The 18,586-nt window shown below is 46.2% G+C and carries 17 protein-coding genes; 12 read left to right on the top strand and 5 right to left on the bottom strand.

Going from position 1 to position 18,586, the window contains the following annotated elements:
• Positions 1-31: 31 nt before the first annotated feature.
• Positions 32-1,309 (bottom strand): NAD(P)/FAD-dependent oxidoreductase, encoded by a 1,278-nt coding sequence (locus tag ACQEXP_RS05775; RefSeq protein WP_426968745.1) that lies wholly within the window; start codon positions 1,307-1,309, stop codon positions 32-34.
• Positions 1,310-1,337: 28 nt separating this feature from the next.
• Positions 1,338-2,732: a glutamine synthetase family protein gene (locus tag ACQEXP_RS05770; protein WP_426968743.1), complete on the bottom strand. Its 1,395-nt coding sequence runs from the start codon at positions 2,730-2,732 to the stop codon at positions 1,338-1,340.
• A gap of 320 nt (positions 2,733-3,052) precedes the next feature.
• On the opposite strand from ACQEXP_RS05770, the gene ACQEXP_RS05765 reads away from it, so the two are divergent.
• The 7 genes from ACQEXP_RS05765 (at position 3,053) to ACQEXP_RS05735 (ending at position 10,616) form a co-directional block, all read left to right on the top strand.
• The gene (locus tag ACQEXP_RS05765) at positions 3,053-4,384 is read left to right on the top strand and encodes a glutamine synthetase family protein (protein WP_269375080.1); all 1,332 of its coding nucleotides are present in this window, start codon (positions 3,053-3,055) and stop codon (positions 4,382-4,384) included.
• 113 nt (positions 4,385-4,497) lie between these two features.
• The gene (locus ACQEXP_RS05760) at positions 4,498-5,847 is read left to right on the top strand and encodes an aspartate aminotransferase family protein (protein WP_426968741.1); all 1,350 of its coding nucleotides are present in this window, start codon (positions 4,498-4,500) and stop codon (positions 5,845-5,847) included.
• Between the two features lie 44 nt (positions 5,848-5,891).
• Complete coding sequence (locus tag ACQEXP_RS05755) at positions 5,892-7,001, top strand: extracellular solute-binding protein (protein ID WP_269375078.1); 1,110 nt, start codon at positions 5,892-5,894, stop codon at positions 6,999-7,001.
• Between the two features lie 48 nt (positions 7,002-7,049).
• Positions 7,050-8,192 carry a putrescine ABC transporter ATP-binding subunit PotG gene (gene potG, locus ACQEXP_RS05750; RefSeq protein ID WP_269375077.1) on the top strand — a complete coding sequence of 381 codons (1,143 nt, stop codon included), beginning with the start codon at positions 7,050-7,052 and terminating at the stop codon, positions 8,190-8,192.
• Positions 8,189-9,103: a putrescine ABC transporter permease PotH gene (potH, locus tag ACQEXP_RS05745; protein WP_426968738.1), complete on the top strand. Its 915-nt coding sequence runs from the start codon at positions 8,189-8,191 to the stop codon at positions 9,101-9,103. Before potG ends, potH begins: the two co-directional genes overlap by 4 nt.
• On the top strand, positions 9,103-9,945 hold the full coding sequence (locus tag ACQEXP_RS05740) for an ABC transporter permease subunit (RefSeq protein WP_269375075.1): 843 nt from the start codon (positions 9,103-9,105) through the stop codon (positions 9,943-9,945). The genes potH and ACQEXP_RS05740 overlap by 1 nt, the downstream gene beginning before the upstream one ends.
• Positions 9,946-10,073: 128 nt before the next feature.
• Entirely contained in the window at positions 10,074-10,616 is a 543-nt protein-coding gene (locus ACQEXP_RS05735) for a cupin domain-containing protein (protein ID WP_269375074.1), read from the top strand.
• A gap of 98 nt (positions 10,617-10,714) precedes the next feature.
• Here ACQEXP_RS05735 and ACQEXP_RS05730 read toward each other — a convergent pair whose 3' ends face one another.
• Both ACQEXP_RS05730 and ACQEXP_RS05725 read right to left on the bottom strand, forming a co-directional pair.
• A complete protein-coding gene (locus ACQEXP_RS05730; protein ID WP_426968737.1) occupies positions 10,715-12,202 on the bottom strand; it encodes an aldehyde dehydrogenase in 1,488 nt (495 codons plus the stop codon).
• 15 nt (positions 12,203-12,217) lie between these two features.
• Positions 12,218-12,766: a cupin domain-containing protein gene (locus ACQEXP_RS05725; RefSeq protein WP_269375072.1), complete on the bottom strand. Its 549-nt coding sequence runs from the start codon at positions 12,764-12,766 to the stop codon at positions 12,218-12,220.
• A gap of 244 nt (positions 12,767-13,010) precedes the next feature.
• Here ACQEXP_RS05725 and ACQEXP_RS05720 point away from each other — a divergent pair, with 244 nt between their 5' ends.
• The 5 genes from ACQEXP_RS05720 to ACQEXP_RS05700 all read left to right on the top strand — a co-directional run bounded on the left by ACQEXP_RS05720 (position 13,011) and on the right by ACQEXP_RS05700 (position 17,847).
• Positions 13,011-14,342, top strand: a complete 1,332-nt coding sequence (locus ACQEXP_RS05720) for an aspartate aminotransferase family protein (protein ID WP_138970549.1) — start codon at positions 13,011-13,013, stop codon at positions 14,340-14,342.
• A gap of 2 nt (positions 14,343-14,344) precedes the next feature.
• Positions 14,345-15,841 carry a CoA-acylating methylmalonate-semialdehyde dehydrogenase gene (locus tag ACQEXP_RS05715; protein WP_426968734.1) on the top strand — a complete coding sequence of 499 codons (1,497 nt, stop codon included), beginning with the start codon at positions 14,345-14,347 and terminating at the stop codon, positions 15,839-15,841.
• Positions 15,842-15,848: 7 nt separating this feature from the next.
• Positions 15,849-16,589, top strand: coding sequence for a type 1 glutamine amidotransferase (locus tag ACQEXP_RS05710; RefSeq protein WP_426968732.1), 741 nt, complete (start codon positions 15,849-15,851; stop codon positions 16,587-16,589).
• A gap of 176 nt (positions 16,590-16,765) precedes the next feature.
• Complete coding sequence (locus ACQEXP_RS05705; RefSeq protein WP_269375445.1) at positions 16,766-17,011, top strand: hypothetical protein; 246 nt, start codon at positions 16,766-16,768, stop codon at positions 17,009-17,011.
• Positions 17,012-17,088: 77 nt separating this feature from the next.
• Positions 17,089-17,847: a substrate-binding periplasmic protein gene (locus ACQEXP_RS05700; protein WP_269375069.1), complete on the top strand. Its 759-nt coding sequence runs from the start codon at positions 17,089-17,091 to the stop codon at positions 17,845-17,847.
• Between the two features lie 45 nt (positions 17,848-17,892).
• Here ACQEXP_RS05700 and ACQEXP_RS05695 read toward each other — a convergent pair whose 3' ends face one another.
• A complete protein-coding gene (locus tag ACQEXP_RS05695) occupies positions 17,893-18,441 on the bottom strand; it encodes a hypothetical protein (protein ID WP_426968730.1) in 549 nt (182 codons plus the stop codon).
• Between the last annotated feature and the right edge of the window lie 145 nt (positions 18,442-18,586).

Below are 18,586 nucleotides of genomic sequence, written 5' to 3'. Positions count from 1 at the left end.
CTCGCTTTCTCGATATGAATGATCGGAGTGGCTATAGCATATCTCGGATTCTGAAATAGGACATCGCCAGAACGAGAGCAGGGGTGCGGAACAAGCGACCACCAGGGAATGGGTGATGAGGAATTCGATCAAATATAGCAAAACGTTCGGCTGTAGTGGCGATGCACTCTGCCATTAAGGTTCCCGCCATCCCCGTGGCTGCGATGCCGTGACCTGAAAAACCTTGCGCAAAGTAGACATTTGGCTTCAAGCGGCCAAAGTGCGGTGCTCGGTTGAGGGTAATGGCGACATTGCCTCCCCAAGCAAAATCAATCTTGGCGTCTTTCAACTGCGGATAGATATCAATCATTCTCGACTGCATTGCTTTTCTAAGGTTGAAAGGTGCAACCCCTGAATAACTGACTCTGCCACCAAATAACATGCGGTGATCTCCTGAACAGCGGAAGTAATCGAGTACAAAGTTAATATCGCACGCTGAAATATGATTTTTCATCAGGTCATTGGTGACTGTTTCACCGAGCGGTTCCGTCGCGCAAATATAGGTGCCAACGGGCATGACACGATTTTCCAACTTGCTTTCCAATCCATCCATATAAGCATTACAGGCTAGAACAACGTGGTTGGCTTCAATGCTGCCTTCTGCCGTAAACAGTTTGGCTGGATCGCCATGTTCAATCTTCTTACATTCACTGTGTTCGTAAAATTCAACCCCTGCATCTTGCGCGGCTTTAACCAAACCAAGGGTATAATTCAACGGATGAAGGTGACCGCTGTTAGAGTCAAATAAACCTGAAGTATAACGGTCGCTCGCGATGTGTTCGCGTGTCTGTTTTTGATCCCAAAGTTGCAGTGATTGGTAGTCATAATTCTCTGTAAGATCATCGTGCCACGCTTTGAGCTCACGATCGTGACGTGATTTGACGCCTAGATGGACCATCCCATCCCGCCAATCACACTCAATGTTGTATTTTTTTATGTTGCCTTTGGTGAGTGCCAAAGCGTCAACGGACATATCCCATAGTTTACGTGCGTCTGATTTTCCGACCAGTTTTTCGAGAGTACTTTGCTCTGAAGCCCAGCCGAAAATGGCTTGACCACCACTACGACCTGAAGCACCCCAACCGACCCGTTTGCCTTCAAGCACAATGACTTTAAAACCACGATTGGCAAGTTCAAGTGCCGCTGTTGCACCAGTAATACCTGAACCCACCACACAAACATCCGCCTTGTGTGCGCCTTTTAACGTAGGAAAATCAAAGTGTTGATTTGCTGACGCTGCGTAGTAAGAGTCGGTGTGCTTTGCTTTCATAGCTTTGTCCTTAAAACTAAAGTTGAACTTACTTGTACCATTGGTACTCGAGTGGCGATACCTGAGCGGAAAAATGTTCCTGCTCATGTTGCTTGTTTGCCAAATAGATCTTGCAGAACTGTTCTCCAAGTTGCTCTTTCAAGAACAGACTCTGGTCGAACAGTTCGAGTGCAGCTTGCCAAGAGGTCGGAACCGTTGGTGCGTCGACAAGTGTGGCATCGCCTTCAATAGGTGCTGGTGGAAGTTGCTGCTTCTCAATGCCATCTAAGATAGACGCGAGAATGACAGCGGTCGTTAAGTATGGGTTAACATCAGCACCTGCAAGTCGATGTTCAATCCGACGATTACTATTTTCACCAGCGGGAACACGAACCGCGACGGTGCGATTATCCCATCCCCAAGTCATTTGGAGTGGGACAAACATATTCGGTTGCAAGCGTCGATAGGAGTTAGCGTTTGGAGCCAAGACCGCCATGCTTTCATCCATATGGTTGAGAATGCCTGCAATGGCGTGAAGTAGGGTGTTCTGATCGTCAGCGAAGATATTTTCTCCGTCGCGATCGAGCAGACTAACGTGCACGTGGCAGCCGTTACCTGCGTGTTCGGTGTAAGGTTTAGCCATGAAGTTGGCATAGAATCCGTGTTTTTTCGCGACGGCGCGTATGACTCTTTTCAACAGCATTGCTTGGTCGCAGGCCAACAGCACATCATCGCAGTGGCGCAAGTTAACTTCGAACTGGCCTGGAGCATATTCGGCGGTGATATTGTCTGCTGGAATGTTTTGTATTTCACATGTCGCTAAGACTTCGTCAAGAAATGCCTTAAATTCATCAAGCTCATCAAGTGAATAGACTTGAGTTTGCGTCATTCGCTCGCCACTGAGTGGCATGATTGGTGGCTGTGGTTGTCCGTCTGCATCGGGTTTTACGTCTTGAAGATAGAACTCAAGTTCTATGGCGACGCATGGGGTTAAGCCACGTTGAGTGAATTTGTCTAATTGTCCCTGAAGGACGTGACGAGGATCGGCGAAAAAGGGCTGCTGGCTGTCGGGCTCATACATGGTAACAATGGCTTGAGCACTGTTCTCAAGCCAAGGCGTCAGTTGCAATGAACTGTCAACCAGCATACAGAGTCTGTCTCCATCACCTTGCTCAAATCCTAGTCCTGTTTCTTCGACGGTTTCGCCACATATATCGAGGGCGAAAACAGAAGCGGGTAAGCATATGCCTTGCTCAGCAATTTTATCCAGTTGTGAGGCATTCACTCTTTTGCCGCGTATGACACCGTTAATATCAAACAGCATTAAATCGACGGTGGTGACGTTGGAATTTTCGCGGATGAATTGCACGATGGCGTCAGCATTGCTGGAAACTGAGCAGGCATCGTGAGTGGTCGCAATGGTTTGTTTGACTAGCTCGTTCATTGTTAATTCGCTTCCTTTCAGTTGATTACCGCTTATGGGAATAGGCAAGTGCGTCCTTACTTTCCTTCGCGTGTTCGGTAACACGTTAGCCATATTTCGTCGATAACATTCCTACTTAATAGTGATGAAAAAACATCCAACGCACGGTATTACCCTTACACAACGTTTAGTAAAACACAACACTATTGTTAATTATTTGTAAAATACAAGTATCAAATTATCAAAATAATTAACATTTGTGGTTGACATTTGACCAGTTCAAGGTCAATTCTATTCCCAGTCGCTGACAAAATTGTCGCCAAACAATAGGTGAAGTAATCATGGAAAAGATAACGAAATGGATTGAGAGTAATAGGATTACTGAGGTGGAATGCCTCATCCCTGATATTACTGGTAATGCGCGAGGTAAGATCATGCCCGCCAAAAAGTTTCTTCGAGAGGGAGGAATGCGCCTTCCCGAAGCGGTTTTTTTCCAAACGGTAACCGGTGACTGGCCTGATGATGAAAGCATGATTGACCTGACAGAGAAAGACATGCTGCTAGAACCGGATCCGGATACGATTCGTTTTGTTCCTTGGACTAAAGAACCCACCGCTCAAGTCATCCACGACTGTTACACAGTGGGTGGTGACCCAGTAGATATCTCGCCTCGTGCCGTTCTAAGACGCGTTTTAGATCTCTACAAGAAAGAGGGATGGAATCCTATCGTTGCACCAGAGCTGGAGTTCTTCCTCGTTAAGAAAAACCTCGACTGGGACTACCCACTTGAACCGCCAATTGGTCGTAACGGTCGTCCAGAAACCGCGCGTCAGTCGTTCAGTATTGATGCGGTAAACGAGTTCGATCCAATTTTTGAAGATATGTACGACTATTGTGAAGTACAGGAGTTGGATGTTGATACCCTCGTGCACGAATCTGGTGCCGCGCAAATGGAGCTCAACTTTGACCACGGTGAGCCACTTGATAGAGCTGACCAAGTGTTCTTGTTTAAGCGTACGGTACGTGAAGCGGCATTAAAACATGATGTGTACGCAACCTTTATGGCAAAACCAATGGAAAATGAGCCAGGTAGTGCGATGCATATTCACCAAAGTCTAGTGGATGACAACGGTCAGAACCTGTTTGCGAATGAAGATGGCTCTAACAGTGAACTCTTCATGAACTATATCGCAGGTATGCAGAAATACACGCCTGCCGCTATTTCGTTTTTTGCGCCGAATGTGAACTCTTACCGCCGTTTGGTATTTGGTGAATCTGCGCCTACCAACGTGGCTTGGGGTGTGGACAACCGCACCGTTGGATTGCGAGTGCCTATTTCAGATAGAAATTCTCGTCGAATCGAGAACCGCTATGCGGGAGCTGATGCTAATCCATATTTAGCAATGGCACTCACCCTTGCTTGTGGTTATTTGGGCATGAAAGAGAAGCTTACACCAACGCCAGAATGTACAGGTGATATGACAACTCAACCATATTCTCTGCCACATACGCTGGAAGATTCACTGGTGCTATTGGAGCAGAGTGATGAGCTTCGTGAAATTTTAGGCGATCGTTTTGTAGCGGCTTATGTCGCCATTAAGCGCAAAGAATACAAAACGTTTTTCCAAGTGATCAGTTCATGGGAGCGTGAGTTCCTATTATTGAACGTGTAAATCATGACTCGAGTCACTTGGCATTTTTGGCTGAGTGACTTGAGACAAGGTGAGCTAGTTTGTGGTCAGTTTACCGAGTTTATTTCGATATCTGAAAAAGATGAGAGTTAACTATGTCTACATGGATTGAGCAAGACAGTGCACATTGTTTGCACCCTTTTACTAACTTTAAGTCATTAAATGCAAAAGGTTCTCGCGTCATTACTAAAGCTGAGGGCGTTTACATTTACGATGAGGACGGTAACAAAATTCTTGATGGTATGGCAGGGCTTTGGTGTGTAAACCTTGGCTACAGCAGCCAGCCACTCATTGATGCTGCAACGGCGCAGCTCAAGGAGCTACCTTATTACAATCTGTTCTTCCAAACTACTCATCCACCAGCGGTAGAATTGTCAACATTACTGGCTGAAATCACGCCAGAAGGAATGAACCACGTTTTCTTCACTGGTTCTGGCTCTGAGTGTAATGACACCGTACTGCGCATGGTAAGGCACTACTGGGCAAGCAAAGGCAAAGCCAGCAAGCAAACTGTGATCAGCCGAAACAATGCTTACCATGGAAGCACCATGGCAGGTGCGAGTTTGGGTGGTATGAAGTTTATGCATGCGCAAGGTGGTTTGCCACTACCTAATATCGTTCATATCGATCAGCCTTATCACTTTGGTGAAGGTCAGGGGCAAGATGCCAACGAGTTTGGTCTAGAGCGTGCTCGTCAATTGGAAGCCAAAATTATTGAGTTAGGTGAAGATAATGTTGCAGCCTTTATTGCCGAACCGATTCAAGGTGCGGGTGGTGTGATTATCCCGCCAGATAGCTATTGGCCAGAGATCCAACGTATTTGCGACAAATACGAGATTCTATTGATCGTCGATGAAGTGATTTGTGGCTTTGGACGTACAGGTGAATGGTTCGCCAGCCAGACGTTCAATATCAAACCTGATTTGATGTGCATGGCTAAAGGTATTACTTCAGGCTATCTGCCTCTTGGTGGTGTGATGGTCCGTGACCACGTCGCTAAAGTTCTCACCGATGCTGATACGGAATTTGCCCATGGCTTTACTTATTCCGGACATCCAGCAGCGTGTGCGGTAGCGATTGCCAACATCAAAGAGATGCAACGCCTTAATGTCGTCAACCAGGTTCGAGAAGAGACCGCCCCATACTTTGCTCAGCGTTGGAGCGAGCTTGCACAGCATCCATTGGTGGCAGAAGCCCGTTGCAAGGGTCTGGTTGGTGCTATCGAATTGGTAGCGGATAAAGAGACCAATCAGCGTTTTGATAAAGAGCTAGAAGTCGGTACTCGCTGTCGTGAGCACTGCTTTAATTCAGGCGTCGTTTTACGAGCGGTGGGAGACACAATGATCTGTTCGCCACCACTTATCATTAGCAAGGATGAAATCGATCAACTGGTCACTAAAGCGAAACAAGCTTTAGATAACACATTGGCGGACGTCAAGTCTTAGTCGGTCACGTACACGAGCAACAAGCAAGAGGAACGGAGATCCAAATGGTTAAACTAAAATCATATATCGGCATGGCGCTGGGAGCAGCAATGGTTACTGCACCGGCATTAGTGCACGCTGGCGAAGAGAAAGTTCTTAACGTTTATAACTGGTCAGATTATATCGCGGAAGACACGATTGCGAAGTTTGAACAAGAGACAGGTATTAAGGTGGTTTACGACGTTTTCGACTCTAACGAAGTGTTGGAAGCGAAAATTCTCTCAGGCAACACAGGATTTGATCTTGTTGTGCCGAGTAATGACTTCCTTGGACGTCAGGCTAAAGCGGGTGCATTTCAGAAGCTGGATAAAAGCAAGCTGAGTAACTACAAAAATCTAGATCCTAAGTTGATGTCGATTCTGGCTGATACGGTTGATCCGAACAACGAGTTCGCGATTCCTTACCTATGGGGTACCACAGGTATCGGTTACAACGTAGAAAAAGTACAAGCAGCACTTGGTGAGAACGCTCCTGTCGACAGTTGGGAGTTGGTCTTTAAGCCTGAAAATATGGAGAAGCTAGCTCAGTGTGGTGTGGGCTTCTTAAATGCGCCAACCGAAATTATGGCGGCGGCACTTAACTACTTAGGTAAAGATCCAAACAGTACTAATGCGGATGACTACAAGAATGATGCACTCGCATTGTTGAAAGACATTCGTCCTTACGTCACATACTTCCACTCATCTCAATACATCAATGACCTAGCAAATGGCGATATCTGTGTCGCTATCGGTTGGTCTGGCGATGTTCTTCAAGCGGCAGATCGTGCGGCAGAAGCGGACAATGGAGTAGAAATTTCTTACTCAATTCCAAAAGAAGGCGCGCTTGCTTGGTTCGATTTGATGGCGATTCCTAAAGAAGCGAAACATCCAGAAAATGCGCATCTGTTTATCAACTTCCTGATGCGTCCTGAAGTTATCGCAGAAATTAGTAACTACGTTTGGTATGCGAATCCAAATGTCCCGTCTCGTGAATTTATCGATCAGGAGATACTAGACGATCCGGGTATCTACCCTACGCCAGAGGCACAAGAGAAGTTGTACAGCTCGAAAATGCTGCCGCATAAGGTTTCACGAACTATTACACGTGCGTGGACTGACTTTATTAAAAACTAAGTTGTAAGGCGGGCACTTTCGGGTGCTCGCCGCTGTAGGGAGAAAGATATGAGTGTGATGTCTATTGAAACCGAGCTAGTGCATAGCCATACAAAATCTAAACCGCCTAAACCCTTGTTAGAAATACGCGGTTTGACTAAGAACTTTGATGGCCATGTTGCGGTAGATAATGTCGACCTGACCATCAACCAAGGTGAGTTGTTTGCCTTATTAGGTGCCTCGGGTTGCGGCAAATCAACACTACTTAGAATGCTAGCGGGTTTTGAACAGCCTACGGAAGGGCAAATTATACTCGATGGTGAAGACTTAGCGAATGTCCCGCCATACCGTCGTCCAGTCAACATGATGTTTCAATCATACGCTCTATTTCCCCATATGACGGTAGCCAAAAATATAGCTTACGGGCTAAAGCAAGATGGCATGCCAAGCAAAGAGATCGACGCGACAGTAAAACACATGCTTGAGTTGGTAAGGATGACCGACTATGCCAATCGTAAGCCGCATCAGCTATCTGGTGGACAGAAACAAAGGGTGGCCTTGGCGAGAAGCCTAGCGAAAAAACCTAAGTTGCTACTTCTTGATGAACCAATGGGCGCGTTGGACAAAAACCTCAGAGAAAAAATGCAGCTTGAGGTTGTGGATATTCTTGAGAGCGTCGGCGTGACATGTGTCATGGTGACACATGACCAAGAAGAAGCCATGACGATGGCGAGTCGCATCGCCATCATGAACAAAGGTCAGTTTGCTCAAATCGGTTCTCCCGAAGCCATTTATGAACACCCTAACTCAAGATACACCGCTAGATTCATTGGTTCAGTTAACGTATTTGAAGGTGTTCTCGCGACCAACAACAAAGACAGCGCAACAATTGCCACACCGGATCTCCCTTCTCCAATTCGAATTGCACACGGTGTATCTGGCGCTCCAGGGATCCCTGTTTATATCGCAATACGCCCCGAAAAGATGATGCTGTGCGACAAACCATCCAATGCGGAGAACTCTTGCTCTGGTGTTGTTGAAGATATCGCTTATATGGGCAATCAGTCGATTTACCATGTGCGTTTAGAAAGCGGTAAATTGGTGACTGCCACACTGCAAAACACTAGCCGTCATCGCAAAGAAATGCCGACTTGGGAGCAAAGGGTCAACCTATGCTGGGAATTAGAAAGTAGCGTGGTACTTAAGATATGAAAACTCATGCCAAATTGAACTTCTGGCGTGTGGTGCCGACGCCAAAGTGTCTATTGCTGTCGATTCCCTATGGGTGGTTGTTACTGTTTTTCCTACTACCTTTTCTTATTGTGTTCAAAATCAGTTTCGCCGAAGCAGAAATTGCAATCCCGCCATACAGTGAGCTGTGGAGTTATGCGGAACAGAAAATACAGTTGCTGCTCAATATTGGTAACTACCAATATCTTGTTGAAGACGATCTCTATATTTCGTCGTATCTACAGTCGATCCGCATCGCAATAGTCTCGACCGCTTTATGTTTGTTGATTGGTTTCCCGATTGCTTGGGCGATCGTTCACTCAACACCAGCGACTCGAAACATCTTACTGATGCTAATCATTCTACCGTCATGGACCAGTTTCTTGATCCGAGTTTATGCGTGGATAGGCATCCTCAAAAACAATGGATTGCTTAACAATGTCCTGATGTCGTTAGGAGCCATTGATGAGCCACTAAAAATACTTCATACCGATGCTGCGGTGTACATAGGGATTGTTTACACCTACTTACCTTTCATGGTTTTGCCTATCTATACCGCTTTAATGCGCGTGGACTATTCGTTGATTGAAGCGTCTAGCGATTTAGGTGCGAAGCCATACACGACCCTATTTAGCATTCTTGTCCCACTCACTCGTGCGGGGATCATTGCTGGCTCGATGTTAGTGTTTATTCCTGCTGTGGGTGAATTCGTTATCCCTGAGCTCCTTGGTGGGCCAGATTCGATATTGATTGGTAAAGTGTTGTGGCAAGAGTTTTTCAATAACCGAGATTGGCCAGTGGCGTCAGCAGTGGCCATTGTCATGCTGTTACTGTTAATGATTCCGATACTGTGGTTCCACCGTTATCAGAAACGTGAGTTGGAGGCAAACTAATGGATGCGATACCTGTATATAAAACCAAATGGAAGTGGGCGATACTCGCGGCAGGTCTTACGTTTCTCTACCTACCGATTCTAATCCTCATTATTTATTCGTTTAATGAAAACAGATTGGTAACGGTTTGGTCAGGTTTCTCAATCAAATGGTACTTTGAGCTTCTCGAAGATGACCTATTGATGGGAGGGGTGAGACTGAGCCTGATGATCGGCTTCTTGTCAGCCAGTGCAGCTGTTGTGCTTGGTACTATCGCCGCTTTTGTCTTAAACCGATTTGGTAAGTTCAGAGGTGAAACGGGTTTTGCCTTCATGATCACCGCCCCACTGGTTATGCCAGAAGTGATTACCGGCTTATCCTTGCTATTGCTCTTTATCGCACTAGGGCAAGTGTTCGACATCTTCTCACAGCGAGGTATGTTGACGATATGGATAGCACATGTGACTTTTTGTACGGCTTATGTCACCGTTGTAGTCAGCTCTCGTCTACAAGAAGTGGATCGCTCGATTGAGGAGGCGGCGATGGATCTTGGGGCGCCGCCTTGGAAAGTCTTCTTCCAAATCACCTTACCAACTATCGCACCAGCGATTCTCGCTGGATGGTTACTGGCATTCACATTGTCATTGGATGATTTAGTAATTGCGAGTTTTGTTTCAGGACCAAGTGCTACAACCTTACCTATGGTGGTGTTCTCCAGCGTTCGTTTAGGGGTCAGCCCGAAAATCAATGCTCTAGCGACCCTCATCATATTGGCGGTAGCGTGTGCGACGTTTGTCGCTTGGTGGGTGATGGCGAAAGCAGAAAAACGTCGGCAACTTGAGATGAAACTTGCTGCTCAATAGTGCCGTTCAAGGTGGTGTGGTATAGCTTGCTATGACATCACCTTTCTTTATAATTGTTGGCTTAATTTTGCGCATTGATAGTCAATTTGTGTCATTAGTGTTGCAATTACTTTTTTAGAGGATAGGCCATGGATGTTGGGAAACAACTAAAAACAATAAGAACGATGCGCGGGCTTTCTCAAAGAGAGTTAGCGAAGCGCAGCGGTGTCACCAACTCAATGATCTCCCAGATTGAGCAGAATCTCGTTAACCCATCTGTGGGGTCACTAAAGAAAATTCTTGATGCTATTCCAATCTCAATGGGGGAGTTTTTCACCATAGAAATTGAGGCAAAAGATGAAATCTTTTTTACACTCGGACAAATGGCGGACCTTGGTGACGGCACAATTAAGATGTTACTGGTTGGGGCGAAGCGTGAGGGACGAAAACTGGCGATTTTGCGCGAGTTTTATCCACCAGGTACGGACACTGGACCGGACTTCCTGCAACATGACGGTGAAGAGGGAGGGATAATCATTAGTGGTGAAATTGAAATAACTGTTGGAAGTAAGACGCAACTGCTTAAAGCGGGCGACTCTTACTACTTTGAAACCAAGAAACCTCATCGTTTTAGAAACCGAGGCAAAGTTGAATGTGAACTGATTAGTGCGGCTACGCCACCCACTTTCTAAACCCATTTCTATATTTCTACTCAACCGAATCTCATGATTGTCCTGTGATACCCTTGAAAAAGGTATCACAGGCTTTGTCATTCTAGAGACGGTTCGCGTTAGTCCAACTCTATCCATGTCGACTTCATTTCGGTGTATTTATCAAGTGCATGAAGTGATTTGTCACGGCCGTTACCACTCTGCTTATAGCCGCCAAATGGCATCGTCATATCACCGCCATCCCAGTTGTTGACAAACACCGTACCCGCGCGAAGCGCTCTTGAGCAGCGTACAGCGGTTGAAATATCGGAAGTCCAAATACCCGCGGCTAGGCCATAATCGCTGTCGTTGGCGAGCTCAATGGCTTCCTCTATTGTGTCAAATGTCGAGACACACAAAACGGGGCCAAAAATCTCTTCTTGGAAAATACGCATATCACGAGTGACTTCTGTAAAAATCGCTGGTTGGATAAAGTAGCCCCCCGTTTCCTGACGCACTGGCTGACCACCACAGATCAATTTCGCCCCTTCTTGCTGGCCGATGTCGACATACTCTAGAACGCGTTTGAACTGAGATTCATCCACAATTGCGCCCACACGGGTCGTTTCTGATAGGGGATCGCCTGGTTGCCAATTCTTGACGTTTTCGAGTAGCAGTTCGATGAATTGATCCTTGATAGAAGAATGAACCAACAAACGGGACCCAGCAGTACACACTTCCCCTTGGTTGTAACAAATGGCAGAGACGGCAGTCGCCGCAGCCTTAGCAAGGTTCTTAACATCGTGATGGACAATATGAGGACTCTTACCACCACACTCCATAAAGGCGCGTTTAAGGTTTGATTGACCTGCAAATGAAAGTAACTTCTTACCAACAGCGGTCGAACCCGTAAAGGTGATGCAGTCGACATCGTTGTGCAGTGCTAGCGCTTGGCCTGCTTCATGTCCAAAGCCAGGTAAGACTTGTAACACGCCATCAGGGATGCCTGCTTTCTTGGCAAGCTCAGCGAGTAAGATTGCCGTCAGTGGAGATTTCTCTGAAGGTTTAATGATGACGGAGTTACCCGTTGCTAGAGCAGGACCGATTTTCCATGCGGCCATCACTGTCGGGAAGTTCCAAGGAACAATAGCAGCGACGACACCCAGTGCTTCTCTGGTCACCAGTGCGAGCGCGCCTTCTGTTACAGGGGCAACTTCGTCATAAATTTTATCAATGGCTTCTGCATTCCATGCAATACAGCGAGCTGTCGCAGGCGCATCGTAACCGATAGCATCACCAATTGGTTTCCCCATGTCCAGCGACTCTAAAAGAGCAAACTGCTGTTGGTGAGCGTCGATTTCTTTAGCGTAGTTTAAAAGGATGGCCTTTCTTTCCGCTGGTGCAAGCCCTGCCCAAACACGACTTTCGAAAGCTTGACGTGCAACTGCGACTGCGAGGTCGACATCCTGTTGATCACATCGTGCCACAGAGGCGAGAACACGGCCGGTTGCAGGGTTAATGACCTCAAACGTTTCACCACTTTTTGCGTCTTGTAGCTGTCCATTGATAAACGCCTGAGTCGAAAACTTGATCGTCTCTGCCTTGTTCTGCCAGTACATAGTATCCATATTATTGCCTTATCCTTAAAAGCTTGCTGGTGAATTCGCGCTAATGATGACGCAGTCTTCTTCAGCCGTGTTTCTAAAACGGTGAGGACGGGTACTATCAAAGTAGTATCCATCCCCAACATGGAGGGTAACGGTATTGAGATCGACGGTCAGCTCAAGTTGGCCCTGAACAACGACACCACACTCTTGTCCTTCGTGAGTAAGCATTTCCTCACCGGTGTCAGCATTCGGTTTGAGAGTTTCTCTCAACATACCTATATGACGGTCACCGTGGAAATGTCCGACTTGTCGATAACTTATTTCTCCTTGGCCAATTTCTGGTTGTTCCTCTTTGCGAGTGTAAAACTGTTCAGGTTGTGGATCGTCTATAGCGAAAAACTCCGCCATAGAGGTTGGTATCTTACTCAGTAACTTGCTCAAAGAGGCGACGGATGGGCTGACCGCGTTATTCTCTATTTGAGAGATGAAGCCATTTGTTACTCCAGCACGCTTTGCCAACTCTCGTTGAGATAATCCGGCTTTCTCGCGTAAAGCTTTAAATCGAGTGCCGATTTCTGTATCCATGATATGAATCCTCCTAAAACATCTGTGATTATTAAATTAAACACATTTTGATATCTATTTCATCACATTCGACCTGTAACGTTTAAAATTTAAACATTGCATGGCGTAAATTTCCACGCTATAGTCGTTTTTGTTAAGTATTTTATAACACAGTTTTAACATTATGGTTAGGCGTTTATTAAAAGAAACGCTTTGACCGATATCACAGACAACAAACTCTTAGTCATTGATTGAGGAAATGCACATGCAGGATCTCGCAAAAACACACAACTTAGACGCATTTTGGATGCCGTTTACCGCCAACTCGCAGTTTAAACAATCACCACGGATGATGGTGTCAGCTGAGGGGATGTACTACCGCACAGACGACAACCGCAAAGTGCTCGACGGTACAGCAGGGCTATGGTGTTGTAATGCAGGACATGGACGCAGAGAGATCAGCGAGGCCGTGAGTCAGCAAATCCATAACCTAGATTTTGCACCGACATTTCAGATGGGCCACCCGTTGCCATTCCAGTTTGCTGAAGAGCTTGCTGAGATAGCGCCAGCAGGGCTGAGCAAAGTCTTTTTTACTAACTCAGGCTCTGAATCCGTCGATACCGCATTGAAAATTGCTTTGGCATACCAACGTACCATTGGTCAAGGGACACGAACGCGTCTGATTGGGCGTGAAAGAGGCTATCACGGGGTAGGATTTGGCGGCATTTCCGTGGGGGGAATCGTCAATAACCGCAAAACTTTCGGTAGCCTGCTGACTGGCGTAGACCATCTTCCTCATACACTCAGTATTGAACACAGTGGGTTTAGCCGTGGTCTGCCAGAATATGATCCGGGTTGGGCAGAAAGCTTGCAAAATATTGTCACGCTTCACGATGCGAGCAATATCGCAGCTGTGATCGTAGAACCAATCGCAGGCTCCACTGGGGTTATCTTGCCGCCAAAAGGCTATTTGAAAAAGCTAAGAGAGATATGTACCCAGCACGGTATCTTGCTCATCTTTGATGAGGTAATTACTGGCTTTGGTCGCCTTGGTAGTCCATTTGCCGCTCAAGAATTCGATGTGATTCCAGATATCATCACCAGTGCTAAGGGATTAACCAATGGTGCAATTCCTATGGGTGCAGTATTTGTTCGTGATGAAATCTACGATGCGATGGTAAGCCCAGAGAGTCAGGCGATAGAGTTGTTCCACGGTTACACCTATTCAGGTCATCCAGTTGCTGCCGCAGCGGGATTAGCGACGCTTAATATCTATCGTCAAGAGAGTTTATATACTCGCGCTTCAGAACTTTCCCAATACTGGGAAGATGCAGTGCATAGCCTAAAAGGGCTACCGCATGTAATTGACCTGAGAAACTATGGATTGGTTGCAGGTATTGAGCTATCGAGCATTGCCGGAAAACCGGGTTCGAGAGCATTCCAAGTTTTCCAAGCGTGTTACGAGAAGGGTGCGTTGATTCGTGTCACAGGGGACATCATTGCCCTGTCGCCACCACTGATTATCGAGAAACACCATATTGATGAACTGTTTAATATCTTAAGTGATGTGCTGAGCACGATTGAATACAAGGAATAATTATGTCGATTTTAGTTTCAAACTTTATAAATGGATCGGTAGTTGAAAGTAAAAGCACTCGTAGCGCGGATCTTTTTAATCCGGCGACGGGAGAGCGACGTGGTCAAGTACAGCTATCTACAGCCCAAGAAGCTGACGAAGTGGTTCAAATAGCGAAAAAGGCACAGGTTGAGTGGCAAGCGACACCGCCACTCCAGCGTGCGCGAGTGATGTTTAAGTTTAAGCAGCTATTAGAAGACAACGCAGATAGTTTGGCGACCTTGATCACGCAAGAACATGGAAAAGTGCACAGCGACGCACTGGGTGAACTGACTCGAGGCCTCGAAGTTGTTGAGTTCTCATGTGGTATTCCCCACCTGTTGAAAGGTGAACACTCACTTAATGTTGGTCGTGAAATTGACAGTTATTCAATGATGCAGCCTGTAGGTGTTTGTGTTGGTATCACTCCTTTTAATTTCCCGGTTATGGTTCCGCTTTGGATGATTCCGGTCGCGTTGGCTTGTGGTAACAGCTTTATCTTAAAACCGTCAGAAAAAGATCCGAGTGCAGCAATGGTGTTGGCGGATCTTCTCAAACAGGCGGGTCTACCAGACGGTGTATTTAATGTTGTCCAAGGCGACAAAGAAGTCGTTGATGCGCTGCTTGAATCCCCTGATGTTGCAGCGGTAAGTTTTGTTGGTTCAACGCCGATTGCTGAAGCCATTTATGCAAAAGGTAGTGCAAATGGTAAACGCGTTCAGGCGCTAGGTGGCGCGAAAAACCATTTAGTTGTGATGCCGGATGCGGATTTAGATCAGGCGGTAAACGCGATTATGGGCGCGGCATATGGTGCGGCAGGTGAACGTTGTATGGCAATTTCGGTTGCCGTAGCGGTGGGTGATGAGGTTGCAGATCGCTTAGTAGAAAAACTTAAACAGAAGGTTGAAGCGCTACGCGTTGGCCCAGGTCTTGGTGTAACACCTGAAAATGAAATGGGGCCTTTGGTAAGTGAGCCGCACAAAAATAAAGTGGTTGACTACATTCAGTCAGGTGTTGATCAAGGCGCGACACTGGTTGTTGATGGGCGCAACTTTGATGCAGGTTCTCCTGGCTACTTCGTCGGTGGTACGCTGTTTGACAACGTGACGGAAGATATGACCATCTATAAAGAAGAGATCTTTGGTCCCGTTCTTTCAGTAGTGCGAGCTGACGATTACCAGCATGCCGTTAATATGATTAACCAACATGAGTTTGGAAACGGGACAGCGATCTTTACTCGTGATGGTGATACGGCGAGAAACTTTACAGAACAGATTGAAATTGGCATGGTAGGTGTAAACGTTCCAATTCCAGTGCCAATGGCGTTCCATAGTTTTGGGGGCTGGAAGCGTTCAATCTTTGGACCACTCAACGTTCACGGCAATGATGGCGTACGTTTCTACACTCGTATGAAGACTGTGACAGCACGTTGGCCTAGAGGTCAAAGGGATAGTGAATTCGTTATGCCAACCATGAAATAGGTGAACAATGAAGATAGGAATCATTACTTGTGGGCACGTAGCCCCACCGTTGTCAGACCTCCACGGTCAGTACTTCGATATGATTGCCGCTTCTCTCCATGAAGTGAACAGTCAGTTTGAGTTTGTTGATTTTGATGCAACTCAGGGGGTACTGCCGTGCCTTGACGAATGCCACGGTTTTATCATTACAGGTAGTGTTCACAACGCTTATGATGATGATGCTTGGATACTTGGTCTAATGGAGTGGATTCGCCGATGTGAGGCCGTTCGTCGACCATTAGTCGGTATCTGTTTTGGTCATCAGGTTATTGCCAGAGCGCTCGGTGGCACCGTGATGAAGTCTGAAAAAGGCTGGGGACTGGGCAGTTACCCTGTCAATGTAAACGCGCAGAAGAAGTGGATGAACCTATCTATGGATAGCGTGCGTATGCTGGTCAGTCATCAGGACCAAGTGGTGATAGTTCCTAAAGGTGTTAAGGTCATCGCAGGTAATGATTTTTGTCCTAACTTTATGCTGGTGAAAGACAACCACATTTTTACAGTGCAAGGGCATCCTGAGTTTAGTAATGAGTTCACCGCTAAGTTAGTTGAAAAGCGTCGCGAAATCATTGGTACTAAAAAGGCTGATGAAGCTTTGCGTCAGCTAGAACAACCACAAGATTCGGCACTGATTCTTCATTGGATTGATTCGTTCCTAACCATGGCGGAGCAAGCGGAGCGGACTCATAAGCTGCATAAAGTGCTATAACTTTACGTTTTAGTCGTAATCTAAAGACCTATCAACTCCCAGAGTTGGTAGGTTTTTTTGTTTTACTGACACTTTGTAGGTATTGGTTTTTTCGTCATCAGAACTATAATCCGCCTTCTTTACGCTCTTGAACAAATGAAGTGAAACCAGTGAGAAAGCCTGACCGAGCCACTGCGATGCTGAGCATTATTGAGCAGGTGAAAAACACGCTCCCCCTATATGAACCCGAAACCTTTGTTTGTGGAACGGAAGGAAACTGTATTGGTTGCCCCAAGAAATTATTGGAAATGGTTGATTCTGAACTGACTTATTGGGAATCCGCACTCAGGCGCGGAGTTACACCTCAGTTCGATGAGATTCGTCGATTTGGCAAGATGTGCTCTAGCGTCAAAAGGGGGCTTAGCCGGAATGGGCTAATATAATTTACCTTCTCCCTTTAGAACTGCTCTGCTGTGAACTAACTTTAATGTTAGTAAGGGCAAGATAGGGAGCATTCACAATGCGACGACTGGTTTGCGTTATTTTTGCGTATCTGGTGTTTTTTAGTGTGAGCTTCGCTGAAGACGATCTACGTGAAATATCTTTCTATACCGAATCCTACCCGCCAGCAAATTTTATAAAAGATGGCCAGATGACGGGATATTCGATCGACATCCTTATGGCCGCCAGTGAGCTGGTTGGAGAGCCGATAGAACTTAGTCAGGTGACGTTACAGCCTTGGGCGCGTTCTTATCGGACGGTTTTAACGAACAAAGACTCCATTCTTTTCTCAACCACGCGCTCTGAACACCGAGAGAATCTTTTTAAGTGGGTTGGGCCAATTCTTGATATCAAAGTTGTGGTGCTAGCGCGCAAAGATTCAAACATAAAGATTAATTCCCCTATGGATATGGCCAATTACCGAATTGGTGTCATTCGTGATGATATAGGAGAACAGAGTCTGCTTTCACTGGGCATTCCTCGCAACTCAATGCAAGAAGCCTCCTATGTCACTGTGTTGGCGGAACAGTTGATGAAAAAGCGCATCGATCTGTTTGTCTATGCAGAGCGAGCGGCGTATTGGTGGACAAGGCAAGCCAAAGTTGACCCTGATCTGTTTGAACCTGTTTATGTGGTGAGTGAAGGTGAAGTCTATTTTGCAATTAACCGAGACACAGACGACGCGATAGTCGAAAAATTGCAAAAAGGGCTCGACATGCTCAAGGAGAAGGACGCGGCTGGGCGTAGTCAATATCAAGATATTGTTGATAAATACTAGCTACGAGAAAAAGTAAAAAGGGCACCTGAATGGTGCCCTTACCGTTTATACTTTTGCTTTCTTGACGAAATAGGGGTTATCAAACTTCTTCGCAGGACCAATTTCAGAAACGACCAGTTTATTCCACAGCTGGACATCAAACTCACCTTTAGGAATTGAGGGATAAAGCGTTTCTACCTCTTCCATAGCAAAGCGAAGAAATTGTTTTTTCTTTATTTGATTGTACTTTCGTGCGACGCGGTTGTGTTTTGAAATCCATTCTTGCTTGAACGCGATGATGCCGGGCTCTGCCTGCTCTAAAGGAACACGAGACAGATAAACTCGTTTGTAGGACACTTTTCTATCAAGCATGGTACGCATCGCCGTTTGAATATATTTCCCGTGATGCGTTACTGAAATGTCATTGTTATCGAATAATTGAACGCTCCAGCCCGTTGGGAAAAAATCAGGTTTACGGTACTGCTGGTTCCGCACTTCGATTGCTTGGTGCATGACAATATCTGACGTGCCATTAAAGGTTTGTTGCCATTTTCCAATGCGGATCTGCACTGCTGTGGGCAATCGATAAATATTGGTAAATTTATCCTGTTCCATACTTCTATACACTAATTAGCGTCGATGATAAAAAAACAAGTAAAGTGAGGGGCGAGAGAGCCGCCTTGGGTTCAGCGCCGTAGGTTAACCGACTTAGTGTAGTGAAAAGCGTGCTTTCCTGCTAGTGGCTTAGGTCAATATTTGG

The sequence above is a fragment of the Vibrio sp. TRT 1302 genome, from assembly GCF_050113875.1.
In the GTDB taxonomy this organism is placed as follows: domain Bacteria; phylum Pseudomonadota; class Gammaproteobacteria; order Enterobacterales; family Vibrionaceae; genus Vibrio.
The sequence above is the reverse complement of the archived record's forward strand: the minus strand, read 5'-3'. Positions and strand labels throughout refer to the sequence as shown.